Annotated in this window: 21 protein-coding genes; 14 read left to right on the forward strand and 7 right to left on the reverse strand. The window is 70.1% G+C overall.

Annotated features, from left to right (window positions below; genetic code table 11):
* Window positions 1–9: 9 nt before the first annotated feature.
* A complete protein-coding gene (locus NBY65_RS09130) occupies window positions 10–471 on the reverse strand; it encodes a hypothetical protein (RefSeq protein WP_150039813.1) in 462 nt (153 codons plus the stop codon).
* 153 nt (window positions 472–624) lie between these two features.
* Window positions 625–3,105, reverse strand: a complete 2,481-nt coding sequence (locus tag NBY65_RS09135) for a mechanosensitive ion channel domain-containing protein (RefSeq protein ID WP_150039811.1) — start codon at window positions 3,103–3,105, stop codon at window positions 625–627.
* Between the two features lie 120 nt (window positions 3,106–3,225).
* Between NBY65_RS09135 and NBY65_RS09140 the strand changes: the two genes are divergently transcribed.
* The 6 genes from NBY65_RS09140 to NBY65_RS09165 all read left to right on the forward strand — a co-directional run bounded on the left by NBY65_RS09140 (window position 3,226) and on the right by NBY65_RS09165 (window position 8,495).
* Window positions 3,226–3,420, forward strand: a complete 195-nt coding sequence (locus tag NBY65_RS09140) for a twin transmembrane helix small protein (protein ID WP_150039809.1) — start codon at window positions 3,226–3,228, stop codon at window positions 3,418–3,420.
* A gap of 197 nt (window positions 3,421–3,617) precedes the next feature.
* Window positions 3,618–4,367 carry an electron transfer flavoprotein subunit beta/FixA family protein gene (locus tag NBY65_RS09145; RefSeq protein ID WP_150039807.1) on the forward strand — a complete coding sequence of 250 codons (750 nt, stop codon included), beginning with the start codon at window positions 3,618–3,620 and terminating at the stop codon, window positions 4,365–4,367.
* A gap of 1 nt (window position 4,368) precedes the next feature.
* A complete protein-coding gene (locus NBY65_RS09150; RefSeq protein WP_150039805.1) occupies window positions 4,369–5,304 on the forward strand; it encodes an FAD-binding protein in 936 nt (311 codons plus the stop codon).
* Window positions 5,304–6,233, forward strand: coding sequence for a 3-hydroxybutyryl-CoA dehydrogenase (locus NBY65_RS09155; RefSeq protein ID WP_150039804.1), 930 nt, complete (start codon window positions 5,304–5,306; stop codon window positions 6,231–6,233). The genes NBY65_RS09150 and NBY65_RS09155 overlap by 1 nt, the downstream gene beginning before the upstream one ends.
* Before the next feature lie 94 nt (window positions 6,234–6,327).
* On the forward strand, window positions 6,328–7,500 hold the full coding sequence (locus NBY65_RS09160; protein ID WP_250265649.1) for a glycosyltransferase family 61 protein: 1,173 nt from the start codon (window positions 6,328–6,330) through the stop codon (window positions 7,498–7,500).
* Window positions 7,497–8,495, forward strand: coding sequence for a glycosyltransferase family 2 protein (locus tag NBY65_RS09165; RefSeq protein WP_150039800.1), 999 nt, complete (start codon window positions 7,497–7,499; stop codon window positions 8,493–8,495). Before NBY65_RS09160 ends, NBY65_RS09165 begins: the two co-directional genes overlap by 4 nt.
* A 9-nt stretch (window positions 8,496–8,504) precedes the next feature.
* Here NBY65_RS09165 and NBY65_RS09170 read toward each other — a convergent pair whose 3' ends face one another.
* On the reverse strand, window positions 8,505–9,113 hold the full coding sequence (locus NBY65_RS09170) for a TlpA disulfide reductase family protein (protein WP_150039798.1): 609 nt from the start codon (window positions 9,111–9,113) through the stop codon (window positions 8,505–8,507).
* Between the two features lie 12 nt (window positions 9,114–9,125).
* On the opposite strand from NBY65_RS09170, the gene argH reads away from it, so the two are divergent.
* The gene (gene argH / locus NBY65_RS09175; RefSeq protein WP_150039796.1) at window positions 9,126–10,547 is read left to right on the forward strand and encodes an argininosuccinate lyase; all 1,422 of its coding nucleotides are present in this window, start codon (window positions 9,126–9,128) and stop codon (window positions 10,545–10,547) included.
* Window positions 10,544–10,666, forward strand: a complete 123-nt coding sequence (lptM, locus tag NBY65_RS09180) for an LPS translocon maturation chaperone LptM (RefSeq protein ID WP_239002704.1) — start codon at window positions 10,544–10,546, stop codon at window positions 10,664–10,666. The genes argH and lptM overlap by 4 nt, the downstream gene beginning before the upstream one ends.
* 81 nt (window positions 10,667–10,747) lie before the next feature.
* Here lptM and NBY65_RS09185 read toward each other — a convergent pair whose 3' ends face one another.
* Window positions 10,748–11,662 carry a hypothetical protein gene (locus tag NBY65_RS09185; protein ID WP_150039794.1) on the reverse strand — a complete coding sequence of 305 codons (915 nt, stop codon included), beginning with the start codon at window positions 11,660–11,662 and terminating at the stop codon, window positions 10,748–10,750.
* A 159-nt stretch (window positions 11,663–11,821) separates the two neighbouring features.
* Here NBY65_RS09185 and lysA point away from each other — a divergent pair, with 159 nt between their 5' ends.
* The 3 genes from lysA to NBY65_RS33785 are packed head-to-tail and all read left to right on the forward strand — an operon-like array spanning window position 11,822 to window position 15,869.
* Complete coding sequence (gene lysA, locus NBY65_RS09190) at window positions 11,822–13,141, forward strand: diaminopimelate decarboxylase (RefSeq protein ID WP_150039792.1); 1,320 nt, start codon at window positions 11,822–11,824, stop codon at window positions 13,139–13,141.
* A gap of 14 nt (window positions 13,142–13,155) precedes the next feature.
* Complete coding sequence (locus NBY65_RS09195; RefSeq protein ID WP_150039790.1) at window positions 13,156–15,126, forward strand: DUF4175 domain-containing protein; 1,971 nt, start codon at window positions 13,156–13,158, stop codon at window positions 15,124–15,126.
* Window positions 15,123–15,869, forward strand: coding sequence for a DUF4175 family protein (locus NBY65_RS33785; protein ID WP_150039788.1), 747 nt, complete (start codon window positions 15,123–15,125; stop codon window positions 15,867–15,869). The genes NBY65_RS09195 and NBY65_RS33785 overlap by 4 nt, the downstream gene beginning before the upstream one ends.
* Before the next feature lie 16 nt (window positions 15,870–15,885).
* On the opposite strand, the gene metW is transcribed toward NBY65_RS33785, so the two are convergent.
* Both metW and metX read right to left on the reverse strand, forming a co-directional pair.
* On the reverse strand, window positions 15,886–16,485 hold the full coding sequence (metW, locus tag NBY65_RS09200) for a methionine biosynthesis protein MetW (RefSeq protein ID WP_150039882.1): 600 nt from the start codon (window positions 16,483–16,485) through the stop codon (window positions 15,886–15,888).
* A 35-nt stretch (window positions 16,486–16,520) separates the two neighbouring features.
* Entirely contained in the window at window positions 16,521–17,678 is a 1,158-nt protein-coding gene (gene metX, locus NBY65_RS09205) for a homoserine O-acetyltransferase MetX (protein ID WP_150039787.1), read from the reverse strand.
* Window positions 17,679–17,792: 114 nt separating this feature from the next.
* Between metX and NBY65_RS09210 the strand changes: the two genes are divergently transcribed.
* From NBY65_RS09210 to NBY65_RS09220, 3 genes are read left to right on the forward strand one after another with little or no spacing between them, the layout of a single operon-like run.
* Window positions 17,793–18,674 (forward strand): chorismate mutase, encoded by an 882-nt coding sequence (locus NBY65_RS09210; protein WP_150039785.1) that lies wholly within the window; start codon window positions 17,793–17,795, stop codon window positions 18,672–18,674.
* Complete coding sequence (gene hisC, locus NBY65_RS09215) at window positions 18,671–19,768, forward strand: histidinol-phosphate transaminase (RefSeq protein WP_150039783.1); 1,098 nt, start codon at window positions 18,671–18,673, stop codon at window positions 19,766–19,768. The genes NBY65_RS09210 and hisC overlap by 4 nt, the downstream gene beginning before the upstream one ends.
* The gene (locus NBY65_RS09220; RefSeq protein ID WP_150039781.1) at window positions 19,761–20,651 is read left to right on the forward strand and encodes a prephenate/arogenate dehydrogenase family protein; all 891 of its coding nucleotides are present in this window, start codon (window positions 19,761–19,763) and stop codon (window positions 20,649–20,651) included. The genes hisC and NBY65_RS09220 overlap by 8 nt, the downstream gene beginning before the upstream one ends.
* Window positions 20,652–20,775: 124 nt before the next feature.
* On the opposite strand, the gene NBY65_RS09225 is transcribed toward NBY65_RS09220, so the two are convergent.
* Window positions 20,776–21,075, reverse strand: a complete 300-nt coding sequence (locus NBY65_RS09225; protein ID WP_150039779.1) for a hypothetical protein — start codon at window positions 21,073–21,075, stop codon at window positions 20,776–20,778.
* Window positions 21,076–21,100: the final 25 nt, after the last annotated feature.

A 21,100-nucleotide genomic window follows, 5' to 3' on the forward strand; every position in this document is an offset into this window, starting at 1 on the left:
ATCCGGCGCTCACAGGCCCTGGCGCGCCAGGGCCTGGTAGAACAGGGACGCCGCCCGGTCGACACAGACCGGGTCGGGCTCCTGTCCCGCGGGAAGGGCGGGAATGACCAGGCCGAAAGCGCCGCCTTGCTGGCCGGCCTGGCTGATCGTGTAGGTGATCTCCATGCAATGGCCCTCGCCGCGCAGCCAGGACAGCACCCGCAGCTTGTTGCCCGTATAAGCATCGAACAGCCGGGCATTGTGGTCGGCGTCGAGATAGACCACCTGCACTCGCGGCATGGCCGCAAGCGTGGCCAGGAAACGGTTGGTGGACGGCAGCAGTGGCAACGGATCGTCGCGCATGCGCTCGATGCCGAACATCCATGTCCCGCCAAGCGTACTCGGCGCCGCCGTGCCACCCGCGACCCGCGGGGCACAGCCACCGCCGAGGGCGAGGAGAACACCAAGACAGACCGTCTTCCACCAGCGCACGCGCAACTCCCATTCCCGGCATCGCCCAACGACGACAAACCCAGGACATCAGAGCGCAATTGCGTTTGCGATCGGTAAAGGCCAGGGCTTCGCCCTGGACCGACCAAGGGCCACAAGGCCCTTGGATCCCATAAGCGCTGCGCGGCAGGAAGACTATCCGTTTCCGGTCAGGTCCTCCGCCAGCCTGACCCGTGACTGCGGCTGGGGGGCGCCGCTGAGGACCCGGTAGCTCGTCCAGGGGCTCTCCACCGCAAGCTCGTCGAAACGGATTTTGATGCGCCGGTTGAGCTCCCGCCCGACCGCCCAGCGCTGGCCCGGCACGGTCTTGATGCGCGTGCGCAACACGCACGCAGTATCGATGAATTTCTCGATGCCCAGCACGTCGAGATCGTCGCGGATGGCACTCTCCCAGCGCGGCTCCTCGCGCATTTCCTTGGCGACCTGACGCACCAGATCGGCCACTTGGTCCAGGTCCTCGTTGAGGCCCACGTTCACGTCCACCACCGCATAGCCGAAGTCGCGGGTCATGTTGGTGACCGTGGTGACGGCACTGAACGGGATGATGTGCACCGAGCCGTCAAGCGCCCGCAGCCTGATCGCCCGCACCGACAGCGCCTCGACCGTGCCGTTCATGCCGGCCAGACTGACCACGTCGCCGACCTGCATGGCGTTCTCGAGCAGCAGGAACAGGCCGGTGATGATGTCCTGCACCAGCTTCTGCGAGCCGAAGCCGATGGCCAGGCCGACCACGCCGGCACCGGCCAGCAGCGGGGCGATGTTCACGCCGATCTCGCTCAGGATCATCAGGCCCGACACGACGCAGATGCCGACCAGCAGGGTGGTGCGCAGCATCGGCAGCAGCGTGCGCAGCCGCGCCGAGCGGGCCGCCTGCGCCTCCCGCGCCAGCCGGGCGAGATGGCGCTGGATGCCGATGTTGACCGCTTCCCACACGACCAGCGCCACCACCAGCGTGGTGAAGATGGTCCCGATCGAGCCAAGCAGCCGCCCGCCGAGCGACCGCGAGGAGAACCAGCCGATGGCGTCGAAGCCCCAGGCCTGGAACAGCCCGACGCCGCCGAGCAGGGTGATCAGCAAGGTGGTGACCGCCCGCGCCACCGGCAGGTAGCTGCGCAGCCGCGGCTCCAGCAGGGGATGGCGGACCGTGGTCGTCGGCGAAACCGTCACCGCGCGCTCGAGCGCCCCATGGGTGACGGCGACCAGCAGGCGCACCAGCAGGGCGATCACGACGGCGGAAGCGACCACCCGCAGCAGGCGGGTGAAGCCGTTCGGCACCTCGAAGGCCCAGACCAGCCAGAGCGCCAGGAAATAGGAGATCGCCGCCACGTGCCAGATCGAGGCGAGGCGGTTGCGCAGCCCGGCCAGGGCGCCGCCCGGAGCGGCGCGCAGCCGCGCGGCGACCGTGCCACGGCATTGCAGCACGATGATCACCAGGCAGACCAGCACGGCCAGTGACAGCAGCTTCATCATGCCATCGTAGGCGTTGCGATACATGCCGAAGAGCAGGCCGATCTCGGCGAAGGCGTAGCCGAACACCGCGACGCCGGCGAGGCGGCGGGTCCAGCGCACGGTGTAGCCGGCGCTGTCCTCCGGCACCGGCAGCAGGCGCAGCCGCGGCGTGCCGGGGGCGACCAGGAACCGCACCAGGGCCACGGTGACACGGCAGACGATGTAGCTCTGCAGCACCATGAGCAGCACCCGGCGGGTGGTGTTGCTGTCGATCAGGGTCGAGCCGGCCCGCAGCGTGCCCGCGGTTTCCAGCAGCACCAGCGTGATCAGCACGACCAGCAGCGGCACCAGCTCCAGCACGAGACGGCCGAACGCATAGGGCAGGCGACGCAGCAACAGCAGGACGGGAGCACGGCGCGACGACGTGACCGGGGGCTCGGCGCCGTCACTGTCCTCCTCGGCGCCCGCCCCTGCCCCGGAGAGCCCGGAGAGTGAGGGGGCACGGTTGGCGAGGGCCCGGGCCGGCCGGCGCAGCGCCCGGGCAATCAGGTACTCGGCGCCGAGGCTGATCGACAGTACCAGCAGCAGGCGCCAGCCCACGGCAAGCAACTGGCGCTGGCGCTGGGCATCGGTCGCCAGCCGGGCCACCCAGTCGCCGATCACGGCAATATCGCCGGCGGCCTGGGCGCTGGTGGCGACGTCGTCGATGATCTGGGACAGATGCTCGGAGGCATCCGTCAGCAATTGGGCCGCAACGCTGTCGGGGGCGAGTGGAATGGCGAGGGCGGGCGCCTCGGCCGGGGCGGCGGGAGCGGCCGGGGCGGCGGGCGGCGGCTTGCCCGGGGCCGCGGCTTCCGGGGGCGGCGCGGCCGTCTCCTCCAGCACGACCAGGTCCGGGGGTGGCGACGCGGGATCCCCCGCGGCCGCCTGGGCGGGGGCGGGCGAGGCCGGGGCGGACGCGGGCGCGGCAGGCGGGGCCGCACGCGCGATCGCCTCGAGAACATTGATAAACTGGGCGCGGCGACCATCGTCGCGCAGCACCTCCAGCGCGGATTCCGCCTGGGCGCGCGAAAGGGCAGGTTGCTGGCGCTGCACCGGCGCGGGAGCCTGGGCCAGGGCCGCTCCCGGGGCCAGCGCCGACGCGAGCAGTAACAGAGCGAGGATCATGCGCATCATGGCGGGAGGCGGACCATGCCAGGGCGCAGGATGTCAATCTTTCCGATCGCTCACCACGTCATTGGTGGGGACGCATTTGCCGCGTCGGAAACAAGCGCCCACGAGGTGTCGATGAATACTCTTCTTATCATTCTGCTGGTTATGGCCATGGCCGGGGTGCTCGGCGTGCTGGTTGCCGGCATGGTCGGCCTGGTGCGCGGGGGCGGCGATCCGGCCCGGTCCAATCGCCTGATGCGCTGGCGCGTGATCCTGCAATTCGCGGCCCTGGCGCTGTTCGCGCTGCTGCTGAGTCTGCTCGGGCGCTGAGCCGGCCCGGTAATCCGCGGCGGGGGCGTATTTTTTGTTGCGTACCGGCGTTTGACAGCAAGGCCGGCGCCCCCCTAAGGTTTTCATATTGCAGGTGCGAACAGGCGGGGGCTGTCGCGGGAACAGTCCTGACCCAAAGAGCCGCCGCCGAGATCCGACCCGGCAACGTCCGGCAAGTTCAGGAAGCGGCTCAGTCAATGAAAATTCTCGTCCCCGTGAAGCGGGTCGTCGATTACAACGTCAAGGTTCGCGTCAGGTCGGACGGCACCGGCGTCGAGACCTCCGGCGTCAAGATGTCCATGAATCCCTTCGACGAGATCGCCGTCGAGGAAGCGGTGCGGCTGAAGGAAAAAGGCGTCGCCACCGAGATCGTGGCGGTTTCCCTCGGCATCGCCGCCTGCTCCGAAACCATCCGCACCGCGCTGGCGATGGGGGCCGACCGCGGCATCCTGGTGGAGACCGATGTCGACCTGCAGCCGCTGGCGGTGGCCAAGCTGCTGAAGGCGCTGGTGGATCGCGAACAGCCGGGCCTGGTGCTGCTGGGCAAGCAGGCGATCGATGATGACATGAATGCAACCGGGCAAATGCTGGCGGCCCTTCTGGGCTGGCCGCAAGGAACATTCGCCAGCAAGATCGTCGTCAGTGGCGGGAATGTCACAGTAACGCGCGAAGTGGACGGCGGGTTGGAAACTGTCGATTTAGACCTGCCCGCTGTGGTAACGACAGATCTGCGCCTGAATGAACCACGTTATGCCAGCCTTCCCAATATCATGAAGGCGCGCAAGAAACCGATCGAAACGGTGAAGCCGGCCGATCTCGGCGTCGATCCGACGCCGCGCCTGACCGTGCTGAAGGTTGCCGAGCCGCCAAAGCGGCAGGCAGGAAAGAAGGTGGGCTCGGTGGCCGAGCTGGTCGAGAAGCTGCGCAACGAAGCGAAGGTGATCTGAGATGACGGCCCTGGTTCTTCTCGATCACGACGGCCACGGCATCAAGCAGCCGGCCCGGTCCGCGGTGGCGGCGGCGCAACTCCTGGGCGAGGTGCACGTGCTGGTGGCGGGCCATGGCGCGCACGGCGCCGCCGCTGCGGCCGCGAAGCTGCCGGGCGTGGCCCGCGTGCTGGTGGCCGAGGCACCGATCTACGAGAACATGCTGGCCGAGCCGGTGGCGGCCCTGCTGGTTTCGCTGGCCCCCGCGTACGAACATGTGGTGGCGGCCTCCACCGCCCTGGGCAAGAACGTCATCCCGCGCGTGGCGGCCCTGCTCGACGCGCAGCCGATCAGCGACGTCGCCGCCATTGAAGGGCCGGACACCTTCGTGCGGCCGATCTATGCCGGCAATGCTCTGGCAACGGTGCGCAGCGCCGATGCGAAGAAGGTGCTGACCGTGCGGGCCGCCAGCTTCGACCCGGTGCCCGCCGAAGGCGGCAACGCCCCGGTCGAGGACGTCGCCCCCGTGGCGGTGCCCGGCATTTCCCGCTTCGTTTCGGCCGAGCTGTCCAAGAGCGAGCGGCCGGAACTGACCGCCGCGCGCGTGGTGGTTTCGGGCGGGCGCGGCATGGGCAGCGGCGAGAATTTTCACCTTCTCGACAAAATAGCTGATAAATTGGGGGCCGCTGTCGGCGCCTCGCGCGCCGCTGTGGATGCCGGGTTCGTGCCGAATGACTATCAGGTCGGCCAGACCGGTAAGATCGTTGCTCCGGATCTGTATGTCGCCGTGGGTATCTCCGGCGCCATCCAGCACCTTGCCGGGATGAAAGACAGCAAGGTCATCGTGGCAATCAACAAGGACGAGGAAGCGCCCATTTTCCAGGTGGCGGACTACGGCCTGGTGGCTGACCTCTTCACTGCGCTGCCCGAACTAGCGGCAGAGCTGGAGCACTCCTGATGAATATCGAAGTGAAAGCCGCGCCTGTTGCAGCCGACGCGCTGCTCGAGCCCCCCGTGATCGCCCGCGTCGGCGTGATCGGTGCCGGCCAGATGGGCAACGGCATCGCCCATGTCTGCGCCGTCGCGGGGCTGCCGGCGGTGATGCTGGATGCGAAGCCCGAAGCGATGGAGAAAGCCGTCGCCACGATCAACCGCAATCTCGACCGACAGGTGTCCAAGGGCCTGCTCAGCGCCGAGGACAAGGCGGCCGCGCTCGCGCGCATTTCGACCTCCTCCGACTACGCCGCGTTCGGTGACTGCGACATCGTCATCGAGGCGGCGACCGAACGCGAAGAGGTCAAGAAGATCATCTTCGGCCAACTCGTGCCGCATCTGAAGCCCTCGGCCCTGATCGCCTCCAACACGTCGTCGATCTCGATCACGCGGCTGGCGGCGGTGACCGACCGGCCCGAGAAATTCATTGGCATGCACTTCATGAACCCGGTGCCGGTCATGAAGCTGGTGGAGATCATCCGCGGCATCGCCACCGACGAGCCGACCTTCCAGGCGGTGATGACCCTGGCGCAGCGCCTGGGCAAGACCACGGCGGTGGCCGAGGATTTCCCCGCCTTCATCGTCAACCGCATCCTGGTGCCGATGATCAACGAGGCGGTCTATGCCCTGTACGAGGGCGTGGGTCATGTGAACTCGATCGACAGCGCCATGAAGCTCGGCGCCAACCATCCGATGGGGCCGCTGGAACTGGCCGACTTCATCGGGCTGGATACCTGCCTGTCGATCATGCAGGTGCTGCATGACGGATTGGCCGACAGCAAGTACCGGCCCTGCCCGCTGCTGGTGAAATACGTCGAGGCCGGCTGGCTCGGGCGCAAGACCGGGCGCGGGTTCTACGACTACACCCAGACACCGCCGCGGCCGACGCGCTGACCCTGGAGCCGGTGTTCCGGTTCACCCGGCGGGGCGCATGCCTCCGTCGGGATCGGAATGCCGGCTTTCGCAACAACATGGCTGACGGCAGCACGTGCCCCCGGTAACTCCCTGCCGCCTGAACGACCTGCGGCGAACCCGGACGATCGAGGAATTCCGGCATGGCCTGGCCACCGAGGTCTCGGATGACCTGTGTCTGTTTCATTCTGACAACAATATAATTTCGATGACGCCGGCGGGACTGGCGCCGGGCGAGGCCCTGTTCGGCGATGGCGAGTCCCCGGCCATGACCGGCAGCCCGCTCGGCCCTGGCCGGATGCGCGACATCGCCTCGGTTGTCCTGAACGACTGCAGCTTCGTCGTCAGTTCGATGTCACTGCTCGACCGGCATCGACGCGTGTTCGTCCCGGCCATCGAAAACCTGCCGGATCCAGCCGAACTGGCCCGGTTCGATCCGCAATACCACCTGGATGCAGGCGGGGGGCTGATCCTCGACAACGATTTCATCCGCAGGGCGGAGCGGATCGACGCCATCGCCGCCCCGGTCTGCGGCGGCGGGTTCAACGACTACCGCCATTTCCTGTGCGACGGACTGCCGGGAATCCTGCTGCACCGGCAGGTTTTCCCCGATATCGACCTGACCATCGTCGGGCCCGCCCTGGCGCCGTGGCAGGAGGACATTCTCGCGGCGCTGAACCTGCTGGACCGCTACCGGCCGGTTTCCGGCCCGGTCGTGTTCGCGAAGGTGCTGACCACGACGATGCTGGCGCTGCACGCGGCCTATCCCACCGGCTTCGTCCGCCCAATCTTCGATGTCCTGCGCTTCCGGTTCGGCGGATCGGGTTGCCGGCCCACGCGCAAGGTGTTTCTCTCCCGCGCCGGGACGGATACGCATTGCCCCCTGCGCAACCGCGCAGAGGTGGAGGCCCGGCTCGCGGCCATCGGCTTCGACATCATCCGGCCGGCCTCGCTGACCTTGCGCGAGCAGGTCCGCCTGATGGGCGAGGCCCGGGTGGTGGTCGGCGAGTCCGGCCCGGCGATGGCCGGTCTCGGTTTCTGCCAACCCGGCACGCTGGTCCTGGAAATCCAGCCCGATGCCTGCGTCGATGGCGCGACGCGGGCCATGTGCTGCCTGTTCGCCCATCGCTGGCATCTCTATCTCGCCAGGGTCACCCCAGAGGACGCCTCGTTCGCGATCGACTGCGACCGGTTGTCGGCCGCGGTGGCGACGGTGGCACTGTCGCCGGAAGGGAATGAGGCATCGTGACGGCCTCGATTTCAATCTGCGCCATGGCCCGCAACGAGGGACGCGCGCTCGCGGAGTGGGCTGCCTGCCATTTCGCCCTCGGGGTCAGGGAGATCCGCCTCTATGACAACGGCAGCGACGACGACACCGCCGAGCTTGCCTCGCGCCTGTCGCAGCATTTCCGGCTGGTCCGGGTTCCCTGGACACAGCCGGGCGCCGGCCACGACACGGTCCAGCGGGCGGCGTTCGACGATGCCGCCGCCTGGTACATCGGCCGCGCGGATTTCGTCGCCTTCATCGACCTCGACGAATTCCTGCTGCCCGCGGAGGGGATGAGCCTGCCGGAGGCACTGGCCGGCTATGATCATTCGGTCGGTGCGATCGCGGTGAACCAGCGCTGCTTCGGATCATCCTGGCACGACAAGTACCAGCCCGCGCCCGTCCTGGGCCGGTTCACCCGCCGGGCCAGCCTGGACTCGCCGGAACATTGCTTCGTCAAGTCGATCGCACGCCCCGAATGCCTGCTGCCGTTCCGCACCGTGCACAGCGTCGAGCTCAACACCGGGCATTGCGTGTTCCCCGACGGCACGCCCTACGAGCCAGGAACCCCGCATCCGGGCAAGGCCCGGCGGATCGTCACGACCGGGCCGCTGCGCCTGCACCACTATCTGCTGAAATCCCTCCAGGAGTTTCGCGCCAAGCAAAGGCGCTTCAGCGGCACGGACCTGGCCGACCGCTACGATGACAGTTATTTCCTAAATCGTGATGAAATCACCAATGCGGAAGAAGACCGGTTCGCCCTGCGCTTCCTGCCGCTGATCGAGGCGACATTGCGCGACATCTGCATCCCACCCCCGGCCGACACCGTCATGGCCGCCCCGCCGCCCCCCACCCCTGCCCAGGAGCAGGCCGGCGGCGCAGCGGGGGTCGTCATCGGCCGCGGCACCATGGTGGTGCCGAGCATCACGCAGAGCCTGGCGCCCACGGTGGCAGGGGGCGGGATCACCTGGCCCTGACCGCCGGCCTCAGCCGGTCAGCCGCCGGATCTCCGCCACCGCCGCATCGCTCGCCCAGTCGGCCGAGCCTTCCAACCGGGCGCGCTCGCGGCCGGCGCGGTCGAGGATGATGGTGGTGGGAATGCCGCGCGTGCCCCAGGCGCGTCCGGCCTCCCCCTTCGGGTCGAGCCAGACCGGCAGCCCTTCGATCCGGTGACGGGCGAAGAAGCGCGTGACCGCCTCCGCCCCGCCGCGATCCGAGGAAGCGGCCACCACCAGGATCCCTTCCCCCGCCACACGCCGCGCCAGGGCGGCGAGCGAGGGCATCTCGGCGACGCAGGGCACGCACCAGGTGGCCCAGAGGTTCAGCACCACCCCCTTGCCGGCGAAACTGTCCAGGCCGTGCGCCACCCCTGCTTCGTCCACCAGCTTCGCCGGGGGCAAGGGAAGCGGCGGATCGGTGCGCGTCAGGGCCGCGAGCCCCTCCAGGGCGGGCTGCGGCGGCGGGGGATCGGCGGACGGGGTGTGCACCACCGGCCCGGTTCCGGGTTTGCCTGCCTGCCACGCTGCCGCTAGGGTCCCCCCCGCCAGGACCGCACCCGCGACCAGCAGCCCCCGGCGCTTCACGTCATACCGCATGGATGCCTCTCCGTGACCGACACGCCCGACCTCCGCTCTGCTTCCAGCCGCCTCGAAACCAACCAGCAATGGGGCGGGCGGTTCGCCGCGGGTCCGTCGGCGGTGATGCAGGAGATCAACGCCTCCATCGCCTTCGACCAGAAACTGTGGCGCCAGGACATCCGCGGCTCGCTCGCCCATGCCGCCATGCTCGCCAAGGTAGGGATCATCTCCGCCGAGGACGAGAGGGCGATCGCCGAGGGCCTGACCACGATCGCCGCCGAGATCGAGGCGGGGCGCTTCCCCTTCACCGAGGCGCTCGAAGACATCCACATGAACATCGAGGCGCGGCTGACCGAGCGGATCGGCGAGGCCGGCAAGCGCCTGCATACCGGGCGCAGCCGCAACGACCAGGTGGCGACCGATTTCCGCCTGTGGGTGCGCGACGCGATCGACGGGCTGGATGCGCAGGTCGTGGACCTGATGCGCGCGCTCGCCGACCGGGCCGCCGCCCATGCCGCCGACCCGATGCCCGGCTTCACTCATCTGCAGACGGCCCAGCCGGTGACCTTCGGGCACCACCTGCTCGCCTATGTCGAGATGCTGGCGCGCGACCGCGGGCGGCTGGCCGATTGCCGCAAGCGGCTGAACGAATGCCCGCTGGGCGTGGCGGCGCTGGCCGGCACGTCGTTCCCGCTGGACCGCGAGGCCACCGCGGCGGCGCTGGGCTTCGACCGGCCGGCCGCCAATTCCCTCGATGCGGTGTCGGACCGGGATTTCGCGCTGGAGTTCCTCGCCACCGCGGCGATCTCGGCGATGCACCTGTCCCGTCTGGCCGAGGAAGTGGTGATCTGGTGCAGCGCCCCCTACCGCTTCATCCGGCTGTCGGATGCCTACACCACCGGCAGCTCGATCATGCCGCAGAAGCGCAACCCGGATGCCGCCGAGCTGGTGCGGGCCAAGACCGGCCGCGTCACCGGGGCGCTGGTCGGGCTGCTGACGGTGATGAAGGGGCTGCCGCTGGCCTATGCCAAGGACACGCAGGAGGACAAGGAGCCGGTGTTCGACGCCGCCGGCGCCTGGGCGCTGAGCCTGGCGGCCATGGCCGGGATGGTGCGCGACATGACCCCGGACAAGGCGCGGATGCGTGACTTCGCCGGCTCGGGCTTCGCCACCGCCACCGATCTCGCCGACTGGCTGGTGCGGGTGCTGAAGCTGCCGTTCCGCACCGCGCACCATGTCACCGGCCGGCTGGTGGCGGCGGCCGAGGCCAAGGGGGTGGACCTGTCCGGTCTTTCACTGGCCGAGATGCAGGCGGAGGAACCGGGCATCACCGCCGATGTGTTCTCGGTGCTGACGGTGGACGCTTCGGTCGCCTCGCGCACGGTCTATGGCGGCACGGCCCCGGTGAACGTCGCGAAGCAGGCCGCGAAATGGCAGGCGGCCCTGGCATGAGGCTGTTCCTGGCCCTGGCGCTGCTGCTGGTGCTGGCGGGCTGCGGCCGCAAGGGCTGGCCGCAGCCCCCTGGCCCGCCCGACCAGGTCATCTATCCCCGCACCTATCCGTCAAGATAGCTTTGGGATCCAAGGGCCTTCGGCCCTTGGTGGAGGTCCAGGAGGCAAAGCCTCCTGGCGGGGCCGGGGCAGCGCCCCGGATCAGACCTTCTCCAGTTCCACGGTCTTCTGCGCGATCTCGTCGAGCCCGGTCACCGCCGTCTCGACCGCGGCAACGATCTTCGCGGCGCCGAGGATCAGCAGGAAGGTCGAGGGCTCAAGGCTCTCGTCCTCGGAAAACGTTGCCGAAGTCCCGTTCTTGTCCAGCGACCCGAACACGGCATGTTGCCCGGTCGCTTCCGGCGCGGCGATCTCGCACAGCCGGTCGTAGTAGAAGCGTGCGCCGGGGCTGACCTTCTCGGCCTCGTCGATCATCTTCAGCAGGTCGGGACCGCGGGCCTTGCGCGCCTGTTCGATCCAGCCGTCGGGGTTGCTGGCGAAGCCGCGTTCGGTGAGGCAGGCGTCGATGCCGGCGAGGTCGCCGCGGCCGAGCAGGCGGCGGATCTGGCGCTCGATCTCCAGCACGATCGCCCCGGATTCGAGCAGGCTGCGGGCGCACAGGGCGGCCCCGAGGGGGTTGCGGGCATCCCACAGCGCGGTCGTGCCGGACACCAGCGCCAGGATGCGGTGCAGGATGGCCTGTTCGAACACCGCGAGCTTCCAGGCGGCCTTGGATTTCAGCAGGTCGCCCTCGCGCGGCAGCGTGGGCTTGCGGCGGGCCTGCAGCCGGGCGAACACGGCGTTCAGCTCCTGGATGGCGGGCCAGTCGGCGCCGGCGTCGACCACATCGGCGCGGCCGAAGGCGACCGCGGGGGCTTTCGCCGGCAGGACGGTCGGGATCACCGCCGTACGCCGGGACCGGCGCGGGGCCATGCCCGGCGGCTGGTCGGCGACGCCGAGCATTCGGGCGGCGCTGGAGAAGGCCAACGGCATCAGCCGGGTGACGGCGAAGAACAGGACCACCAGCACCACGACGAAGATCGCGGTCTTGGGGATCTCGTAGCCATAGAATTCCATGGGTCTGCGACTCCAGTCTTGCGCCAGCCGCGGGCCCGGGATGGCGGCGCATCGGTGCGGGGGCGCGGTGTTTCTGAACCGGATCCGTGCGTTGGGGAAGTCCCTGCCGCGACGGTGCGGAGACTGGAAGACCGGGCTGCCGCGCCCTAGCATGGCGGCATGGCCGCACCCGCTTCCGCCGTCCTCGATGACGAGCCCTCTGTCGCCGCGTTGATTGCCGCGCGGCCGCAGCTTTCAATGCATGCCTTTGACGGTCTGACACTCGAGCAGGTACCGCTCGCGCGCATCGCCGACGTGCTCGGCACCCCGGCCTGGGTCTATTCGGCGGGGGCGATGCGGGCGCGGCTGGCGGAGTTGAAAGCCGCCATGGCCGGGCTGCCGGCGGATGTACACTACGCTGTCAAGGCGAACGACCACCTCGCCGTGCTGCGGATCATGGCGGCCGGGGGTGCCGGCGCCGACGTGGTCAGCGAGGGCGAGCTGCGCCGGGCGCGGGCGGCCGGCATTCCGGCCAGTGCGATCGTGTTCTCCGGCGTGGGCAAGACGGAACGGGAAATCCGGCTCGCGATCACCGAGGGCATCCACCAGCTGAATGTCGAGAGCGCGGAGGAGCTGGAGGTCATTTCGGCCATCGCCAGCGCGCTCGGGGGCCGCGCGCGGGTGGCGTTGCGGGTCAATCCGGACGTGGATGCCGGCACCCACGCCAAGATCACCACCGGCACGGCCGAGACCAAGTTCGGCATCCCCTATGACGACGTGCCCGCCGTCTACGCGCGGGCCGCGGCGCTGCCGGGGGTGGAGCCGGTCGGGCTGGCGCTGCATATCGGCAGCCAGATCATGTCGACGGCGCCCTATCGTGCCGCCTTCGCCCGCGCCGCCGAGATGGTGCGGACGCTGCGGGCCCAGGGGCTCGCGGTGTCGCGCATGGATTGCGGCGGCGGGCTCGGCATCGGCTATCGCGATGAACCGGACGGCTCGCCGGCGGCGCTGGCCGGGGCGATGCGGACGGCGTTCGGCGGCATGGACCTGGAGCTGATGGTCGAGCCGGGCCGCTGGCTGGTCGGGCCGGCAGGCGTGCTGCTGGCGACCGTCGTGCTGGTGAAGGGCCAGGAGCGCTTCGTGGTGCTGGATGCCGCCATGAACGAGCTGATGCGCCCGGCGATGTACGATGCCTGGCACGGCATCGTGCCGCTCGCCGCCGGCACTGCGGTGGGCGCCACCACGCCGGTGGACGTGGTCGGCCCGGTCTGCGAGAGCTCGGACACGTTCGCGCGAGGGCGGGCGCTGCCCCGGCTGGAGCGGGGCGCCCGGGTCGCGCTGCTGGATGCCGGCGCGTATGGTGCGGTGATGAGTTCCACGTACAATGGTCGCCCGCTGGCGCCCATTGCCCTGGTGGATGGCGACCGCTGGGCGGTGATCCGCGAGCGGCAGGCCCATGCCGATCTGTGGGCCGGGGAGCGCGTTCCCGAGTTCATCTGAACCAACGAGGCGGCATGACGGGGGAACCGGCGGAGACCGAGGACAGGCGGGCCGTGTTGCTGCAGCGGTTGCACCGGCAACGCGCCTGGGCGCGGGCGGTGCTGCTGTTCGAGCGGACCTGGCCGGCCCTGTGGCCGCCGCTCGGGGTGGCGGGGGTTTTCCTCTGCCTGGCCTGGCTGGACGTGCTGCCGCTGCTGCCGCCCTGGCTGCATGCCGCGCTGCTGGCCGCGGCGGTGGTCGCGGTCATCGTTCCCCTGGTGCGCGGGCTGCGCCGGATCTCCCGCCCGGACGATGCCGATGCCGACAGGCGGCTGGAACAGGCGTCCGGGCTGCGGCACCGCCCGCTCACGGTGCTGCATGACCAGCCGGCGCTGCCTGGAACGGACGCGCTCTGGCGCGCTCATGTCGCCCGCACGGTGGCGCAACTGGGCCGGCTGCGCGTCGGCCTGCCGCATCCCGGCCTCGCCGCCCGCGACCCGCGCGCGCTGCGCGGCGCCCTGGTGGTGGCGCTGGCCGCCAGCCTGGGCATAGCCGGCGACGAGGCCCCTTCACGGCTGGCGCGGGCGCTCTGGCCGTCCTGGGCCCCCGCGCCCGCCGCGCCGGCGACGGAGCTGCAGGCCTGGATCACCCCACCCGCCTATACCCGGCAGGCACCGGTCTTCCTGAAGGCCGAAGGTGGCGCCGCAACGGTGCCGGCCGGGTCCCACCTGACCGTCAGCGTGACAGGCGGACGCGGCATGCCCGCACTCTCGCTCGCCGGGACGGCGCTGCCGATGCAGGCGCTGGACGGGGCGAGCTTCCAGGCGGATGCCGAGCTCGCCGGCGGCGGGCGGCTGGCGGTGCGGCGCGGCGGCACCGAGCTGGCCGCCTGGGACCTGACGGTGGTGGCCAACGCCGCCCCGCTGGTGAGCTGGCCGGAACCGCCGGGCGCCGCGCCCTCGGGCGGACGGATGCCGCAGACCCGGCTGCCCTGGCAGGTCAGCCATGCCTATGGCGTGGTCGCGCTGCAGGCCGAATTGCACCTGCGTGACCGGCCACAGGCCCCCGCTTTGGTGGTGCCGGTTCCGCTGCCGGGCGGCACCCCGAAGCAGGCGAAAGGCGCCCGGCAGCAGGACCTGACGGCGCATCCCTGGGCCGGCCTGCCGGTCATTGCCCGGCTGGTGGCGCGCGACGCGTCCGGCCTGGCCGGCAGCAGCGCCGAGGAAGCGTTCACCCTGCCCGAGCGCCGCTTCGACAACCCGGCCGCGCGCCTGCTGATGGAGCTGCGCCGCCAGCTCACGCTGCGCCCGGAAGACCGCACGCCGGTCATTGAGGCGCTCGACCTGATTGCCGCGATGGACGAGATCTGGAAGGACGATGAACCGGCCTTCCTGAACCTGCGCGCGATCACCGCCCTGCTCGACCGCGGCCGTGGCCAGCCTGCGGTGGACGAGGCTCAGAACCGGATGTGGGCGCTGGCGCTGCACCTGGAGGAAGGGGCCACCGACCGCACGGCGCGGGCGCTGGAACAGGCACGGGAAGCGTTGCGGGAAGCACTGGAGGCGCAGCAGCGCGGCGAGAAGGTCGATCCGGCCGAGATCGACCGTCGCATGCAGGCGGTGGAGGAAGCCCTGCAGCGCAATCTGCAGGCGTTGGCGGAACAGGCCCGGCGTAACCCCGATTCCGAGGCGTTCGACCCCAACGCGCACCGGCTGGACACGCGCGACATGCAGCGCCTGGCCGAGCAGATGCGCGATGCCGCCCGCGAGGGCCGCATGGACGAGGCGCGGCAGAAACTGGCGGAGCTCGAGAAGATGCTCGAGGAGATGAAGAACTTCCGCCCGGGCCGCATGACCGAACGCGAGCGCGAGCGCGCGGAGAAACGGCAGAAGGGCCAGCAGCAGATGAACACGCTGCAGGACATCGTGCAGCGCCTGGGAACGTTGCTGGACCACGTGCACGAGCGCGGCGACGCCCCGCCCGTGCCGCCGCGGTGGCGCCCGTGAGCCGCGCCGGCAGGTGGGCGGCGCTGGCGCTGCTGCTCGGCGGCGGCCCCGTCTGTGTGCAGGAAGCCTGGGCGCAAGGCCCCGCCATGCCGCCCGCCTCCCCCGCGCCGCCGCCGGTCGCCTCGGCGCAACACCGCAGCGACAGCCGCACGCAGACGGCGCTGCGGCACGTCCTCGGCGAACTGATGCAGCAGCATGGCGACCTGACCGGCAAGGTGCCGGACGCGCTGAACGAGGCGGACATCGCCATGCGCGACGCCGCGCGGGCGCTGGAGGCCGGCGACGACGCCACCGCCGCGGCCGCGATCCAGAAGGCGATCGAGGCGCTGCAGAAGGGCGGGCGGTCGATGAGCCAGCAGCTCGCCCAGCAATTCGGCCAGGGGGGGCCCGGCGACGAGGGCGAGGACGCCGACGGCGAGATGGCCGGGGAGCAGGACGGCGAGGGCCAGGGCGAGCAGGACGGCAAGGGCCGCGGCGGGCGCTATGGCAACTGGAACCGCGACGGACGCTGGGGCAATCGCCCCGGCGACCGCCGCGAGGCCGACCGGCGCGATCCGCTCGGCCGTCCGCTGCGCGAGGACGGGCTCGGCCAGAGCCCGGACGAAGGCGGGGTGAAGGTGCCCGACCAGATGGAGGAAGCGCGCTCGCACGCCATCCAGGAAGAGCTGCGCCGCCGCGGCGCCGAGAAGACGCGGCCACAGCCCGAGCTGGACTACATCGACCGGCTGCTGCGCCAGTTCTGACGCCGGATCGGCGGCCTCAGCCCCGCTTCAGCAGGAACAGGGCCTGCTCGCCGAACAGGTTGGCGAGGCCCGGGAAGCGCCGCCAGGGCGAGCGCTGGCCGGCATCGTCCACCGCCAGCCAACGTTCCACCCGCACCCCCTCCTCGGCGCAGAGCGCGAAGAAATCCCGGATGGTGCAGGGATGGATGTTCGGTGTCTCGTGCCAGGGCCGGTCCCAGACCGAGGTCATCGGCATCCGCCCCTTCGACAGCAACTGCCAGCGCACCTGCCAGTGGCCGAAATTGGGGAAGCTGACGACCGCCCGCTCGCTGATGCGCAGCATCTGCCGCAGCACCTCGCGCGGCCGCTCGACCGCCTGCAGGGTGCGCGAGAGCACGACATAGTCGAAGGCCCCGTCGGGATACTGGGTGAGGTCGGTGTCGGCATCGCCGTGCATCACCGGCAGGCCATGCGCGACCGCCCGCGTCACCTCGGCCATGTCGATCTCGATGCCGCGGGCATCGCAGCCGCGGGTGCGGTACAGGTAATCGATCAGCGTGCCGTCGCCGCAGCCGATGTCGAGCACGCGCGAGCCGGGTGCCACCATCTCGGCGATCAGGCGCAGGTCGAGCCGCATGTTCTTGGCGACGTAGCGCACGCCATCGAGCGCGTTCATGCCGGCAGCCCCGCATGCTCGGCGCAGCCGCCCAGGAACCCGGCGAGGGTGCGATGGAAATCCGGCTCGTCGAGCAGGAAGGCGTCGTGGCCCTTGTCGGAGGTGATCTCGACGAAGCTGACATTGGCCGCCGCGCGGTTCAGGGCGCGGGCGATGGCCCGGCTCTGGGCGGTGGGGAACAGCCAGTCGCTGGAGAAGCTGACCAGGCAGAAGCGGGTGCGCGTGCCGGCGAAGGCGCGCGAGAGGTCGCCCCCGTGCTCGGCGATCAGGTCGAACTGGTCCATCGCCCGGGTAATGGTCAGGTAGCTGTTGGCGTCGAAACGCTGCACGAAGGTGCTGCCCTGGTACTGCAGGTAGCTTTCCACTTCGAACATCTCGCCGAACATGGTCAGGCCGCCATGGGCGAGGTTGGGACCGGGGCGCAGCCGGCGGCCGAACTTGCGGCTGAGCGCTTCTTCCGAGAGATAGGTGATGTGAGCGGCCATGCGCGCCACCGCGAGGCCGCGCGCGGGAATGCGCCCGCTTTCCCAATAGCGCCCGCCCTGCCAGTCCGGGTCGGCCAGGATCGCCTGCCGCCCCACCTCGTGGAAGGCGATGTTCTGGGCGGTGTGGTAGGCGGCGGTGGCCACCGGCACCGCGGCGAACACCATCTCCGGGAAGGTCGCCGCCCATTCCAGCACCTGCATCCCGCCCATCGAGCCGCCCACCACGGCGAACAGCCGGGTGATGCCGAGATGCTCGACCAGCCGTTTCTGCGCCCGCACCATGTCGCCGATGCTCACCGGCGGGAAATCGGTGCCCCAGGGGGTTGCAACCTCCTGGTCGTCGCGCGGCGAGAGCGGCCCGGTCGAGCCCATGCAGCCGCCGAGCACGTTGGCGCAGATGACGAAATACCGGTCGGTGTCGATCGGCGCCCCCGGTGCCACCACCATCTCCCACCAGCCCGGCTTGCCGGTGACGGGATGGGTTTCGGCAACGTACTGATCGCCGGTGAGCGCATGGCAGACCAGCACCGCGTTGCTGCGGTCCGCGTTCAACCGCCCATAGGTTCGATAGGCAACGACCAACCGCTTCAGAGCAACGCCACACTCCAGCACGAAGCCATCGTCGAAGGCGACGTGCTGATGGTTTACGGGGGGCAGGGCAGTGTCCATGGCGGGAGAACGCATAAGGGCGTGCGGCGGCGGCTGCAACCTCGACGCGGGCAGCTCTGCCTATGCAGGCCGGCCGGGTTCCGCTATTTCAGGCGCCCCCAAACGGCAACAACGATGTCCAGGACCGACCCGATCCCCGACCCCGACCAGGATTCCCCCGTCGCCACGCTGTCCGAACTGCGTGCCGAAATCAACCGGCTGGATGACACGATCCATGACCTGTTGATGGCGCGTGCACAGGTGGTGACCCAGGTGGGAAGCCTTGGCGGCAAGGGCCGGATCGCCCTGCGGCCGGGCCGCGAGGCCGCCATCATCCGCCGCCTGCTCGCCCGCCATGAGGGCGACCTGCCGCGCCGCGCCGTCGTGCGCATCTGGCGTGAGTTGCTGGCGGCGACCACCGCCATGCAGGCGCCCTACAGCATCGCTGCCTGCGAAGTGACCGCGGACGGCAGCTATGCGCAATGCGCACGCGAGCATTTCGGCGCCCTGACGCCGCTCAGGGTGCACCGCACCCCGGCGCTGGCGCTGGCCGAGATCGCCGCGGGCACCGCCACTGTCGCGGTGCTGCCGCTGCCGGTCGATGGCGAACCCTCGCCCTGGTGGACCACGCTGCTGCACCAGGGCGAACCCCGCATCCATGTGGTGGCCCGCCTGCCCTTCTGGTCCCCCCGACCCGAGGGCACCCCACGCGCGCAGGCGCTGGTGCTCGCCGCCGTGCCGCCCGATCCCAGCGGGGATGACCGTTCCCTGATCGGCCTGGAACTGCCGGCCGGGCTGAGCCGGGCCCGCTTCACCGCGGGGCTGTCGGCCGCCGGCCTGGTGCCCGGACACGCCATCCTGCGGCGCGACGCGCACAGCGAGGCCACCCTGGCCCTGGTCGACGTCGAAGGCTTCGTGACCGACGGCGATCCCCGCCTGGCCGCTCTTGTCGACGCGCAGCGCCCGCCGGTGGTACTGGGGGCCTACGCCGTGCCCGTGGAGGGAGATGCCGCATGACCGCGCCTAGGCCACGCCCCGAGATCCTGACCATCGACGCCTATGTCGCCGGCCAGTCCAAGGTTCAGGGCGTCAACCGCATCATCAAGCTGTCGTCCAACGAAGGCGCCTTCGGCCCCGCCCCCGCCGCGCAGGAAGCCTACCGGCGCGTCGCGGCCGAGATCCACCGCTACCCCGACGGCGGCTCGGTGGCGTTGCGCGAGGCGCTCGGCAAGCGCTTCGGGCTGGACCCGGAGCGCATCGTCTGCGGCACCGGCTCCGACGAGCTGATCCAGCATCTCTGCCACATCTACGGCGGCCCCGGCACCGACATCATCATGTCGATGCACGGCTTCAGCATGTACCAGATCTCCGGCACCTATGCCGGCAGCCGCGTGCTGAAGGCCCCGGAACGCAACCTGACCACCGACGTCGACGCCATCCTCGCCGCCGTCACCCCCGACACCCGCATCGTGTTCGTGGCCAATCCGAACAACCCCACCGGCAGCCTGCTGCCGCAGTCGGAGATGGAACGGCTGCGCGCGGGCCTGCCGCCCGAGGTGCTGCTGGCCATCGACGCCGCCTATGCCGAATACGTCACCGAGCCCGGCTACGACCCCGGCGTGAAGCTGGTCGATGCCGGCGAGAACACCGTGATGCTGCGGACCTTCAGCAAGGTGTACGCGCTCGGCGGCCTGCGGGTGGGCTGGTGCTATGCGCCCGCCTCCGTGACCGACGTGCTCAACCGGGTGCGCGGCGTGTTCAACGTCAATCTCGGCGCCCAGGCGGCGGCCATCGCCGCGCTGGAGGAACAGGGCTGGATCGACTGCGCGATCGCCCACAACACCGAATTCCGCGCCAAGCTGTCCAGCTTCCTGGAAAGCGTGGGCATCAAGGTGTGGCCCAGCCACGGCAACTTCATCCTGGCCGATTTCGGCACGCCCGCCCGGGCCGAGGCCGCCGATGCCTTCCTGCGCGGCCGGGGCATCATCGTGCGCGGCATGGCCGCCTACGACCTGCCGCACTGCCTGCGCATCACCATCGGCAACGGCGAGGAATGCGCGCTGGTCGCCGATGCCCTGGGCAGTTTCATGGCCGGCCAACGGCATGGCTGAACAACCGCTGTTCCGGCGCGTCGCCCTGCTCGGCTTCGGGCTGATCGGCGGCTCGATCGCGCGGCGGGCCCGGCAGACCGGCGACATCGCCGCCGAGATCGTGGCCAACGCCCGCAGCGAGGCCACGCTGGCGCGCGTGCGCGAGCTCGGCATCGCCGACCGGGTCGAAGCCGACCCGGCACGCGCGGTCGAAGGCGCGGACTGCGTGATCCTGTGCGCGCCGGTCGGTGCCTACGCGGAACTGGCCCAGGCGATCGCGCCGCACCTCGCGCCCGGCTGCATCGTGACCGACGTGGGCTCGACCAAGCAGTCCGTGTTGCGCGACGTCGGGCCACTGCTGCCGGAAGGCGTGCACTTCGTGCCGGCCCACCCGCTGGCCGGCACCGAATATTCCGGCCCCGATTCCGGCTTCGCCACGCTGTTCGAGGGTCGCTGGTGCCTGCTGACACCGCCACCGGGCGCGGACGAGGCGGCGGTCGAGAAGGTCGCGGAGCTGTGGCGGCGCTGCGGCTCCATGGTCGAGACCATGGAAGCGGCACACCACGACCGGGTCCTGGCGATCGTGAGCCACCTGCCGCACCTGATCGCCTTCACCATCTGCGGCACCGCCGACGACCTGGAAGGGGAAAGCCGGCAACAGGTGCTGCAATTCGCCGCGTCCGGCTTCCGCGATTTCACCCGCATCGCCGCCTCCGACCCGGTGATGTGGCGCGACGTCTTCCTCAACAACCGCGAGGCGTTGCTGGAAATGCTGGCACGCTTCACCGAGGACGCCCAGGCCATGGCCCGGGCGGTGCGATGGGGCGACGCCGCCTATATCGAAGATAAGATCCGGCGGGGACGGATTATTCGCCGCAGCCTGATCGAACTGAAGCAGGCCTGAGCGGGGCGGTCGCGCACAGGATGTAGGGCGGACGCAGTCCGCCAACGCAAGGTGATTCCCTCGCGGCGGCATGCGATGGCGGATTGCGCTGCGCTGATCCGCCCTACGTTTGTTCGTTTCCCGATCAGGCAGCCCGGCGACGGACCGAGCCGGTGATCTCCTGGCGACGCACCAGCGAACGCACGCCAACCACCTGGCGCAGATTGCCCTCGACCAGATGCACCACCTCGGCGGGCATCGCATGCATGAAGATCTCGACCCGCAGGTCGGCGCCCTGGCGGACCGATTCGAAGCTGTCGGGGGTCAGGTCACGCCTGGCGAAAGGCTCCAGCAGCCGGGGCAACAAACCCGGCGACGCCTCCGCCACCACGGTGAAGCGGACAGACGCATGCAGGCCCACCAGGGCCCAAGGCTCGAACGACATGGGAGAATACTCCGGACGGAGATAT

The sequence above is a fragment of the Rhodovastum atsumiense genome (genome assembly GCF_937425535.1).
GTDB classification, from domain to species: domain Bacteria; phylum Pseudomonadota; class Alphaproteobacteria; order Acetobacterales; family Acetobacteraceae; genus Rhodovastum; species Rhodovastum atsumiense.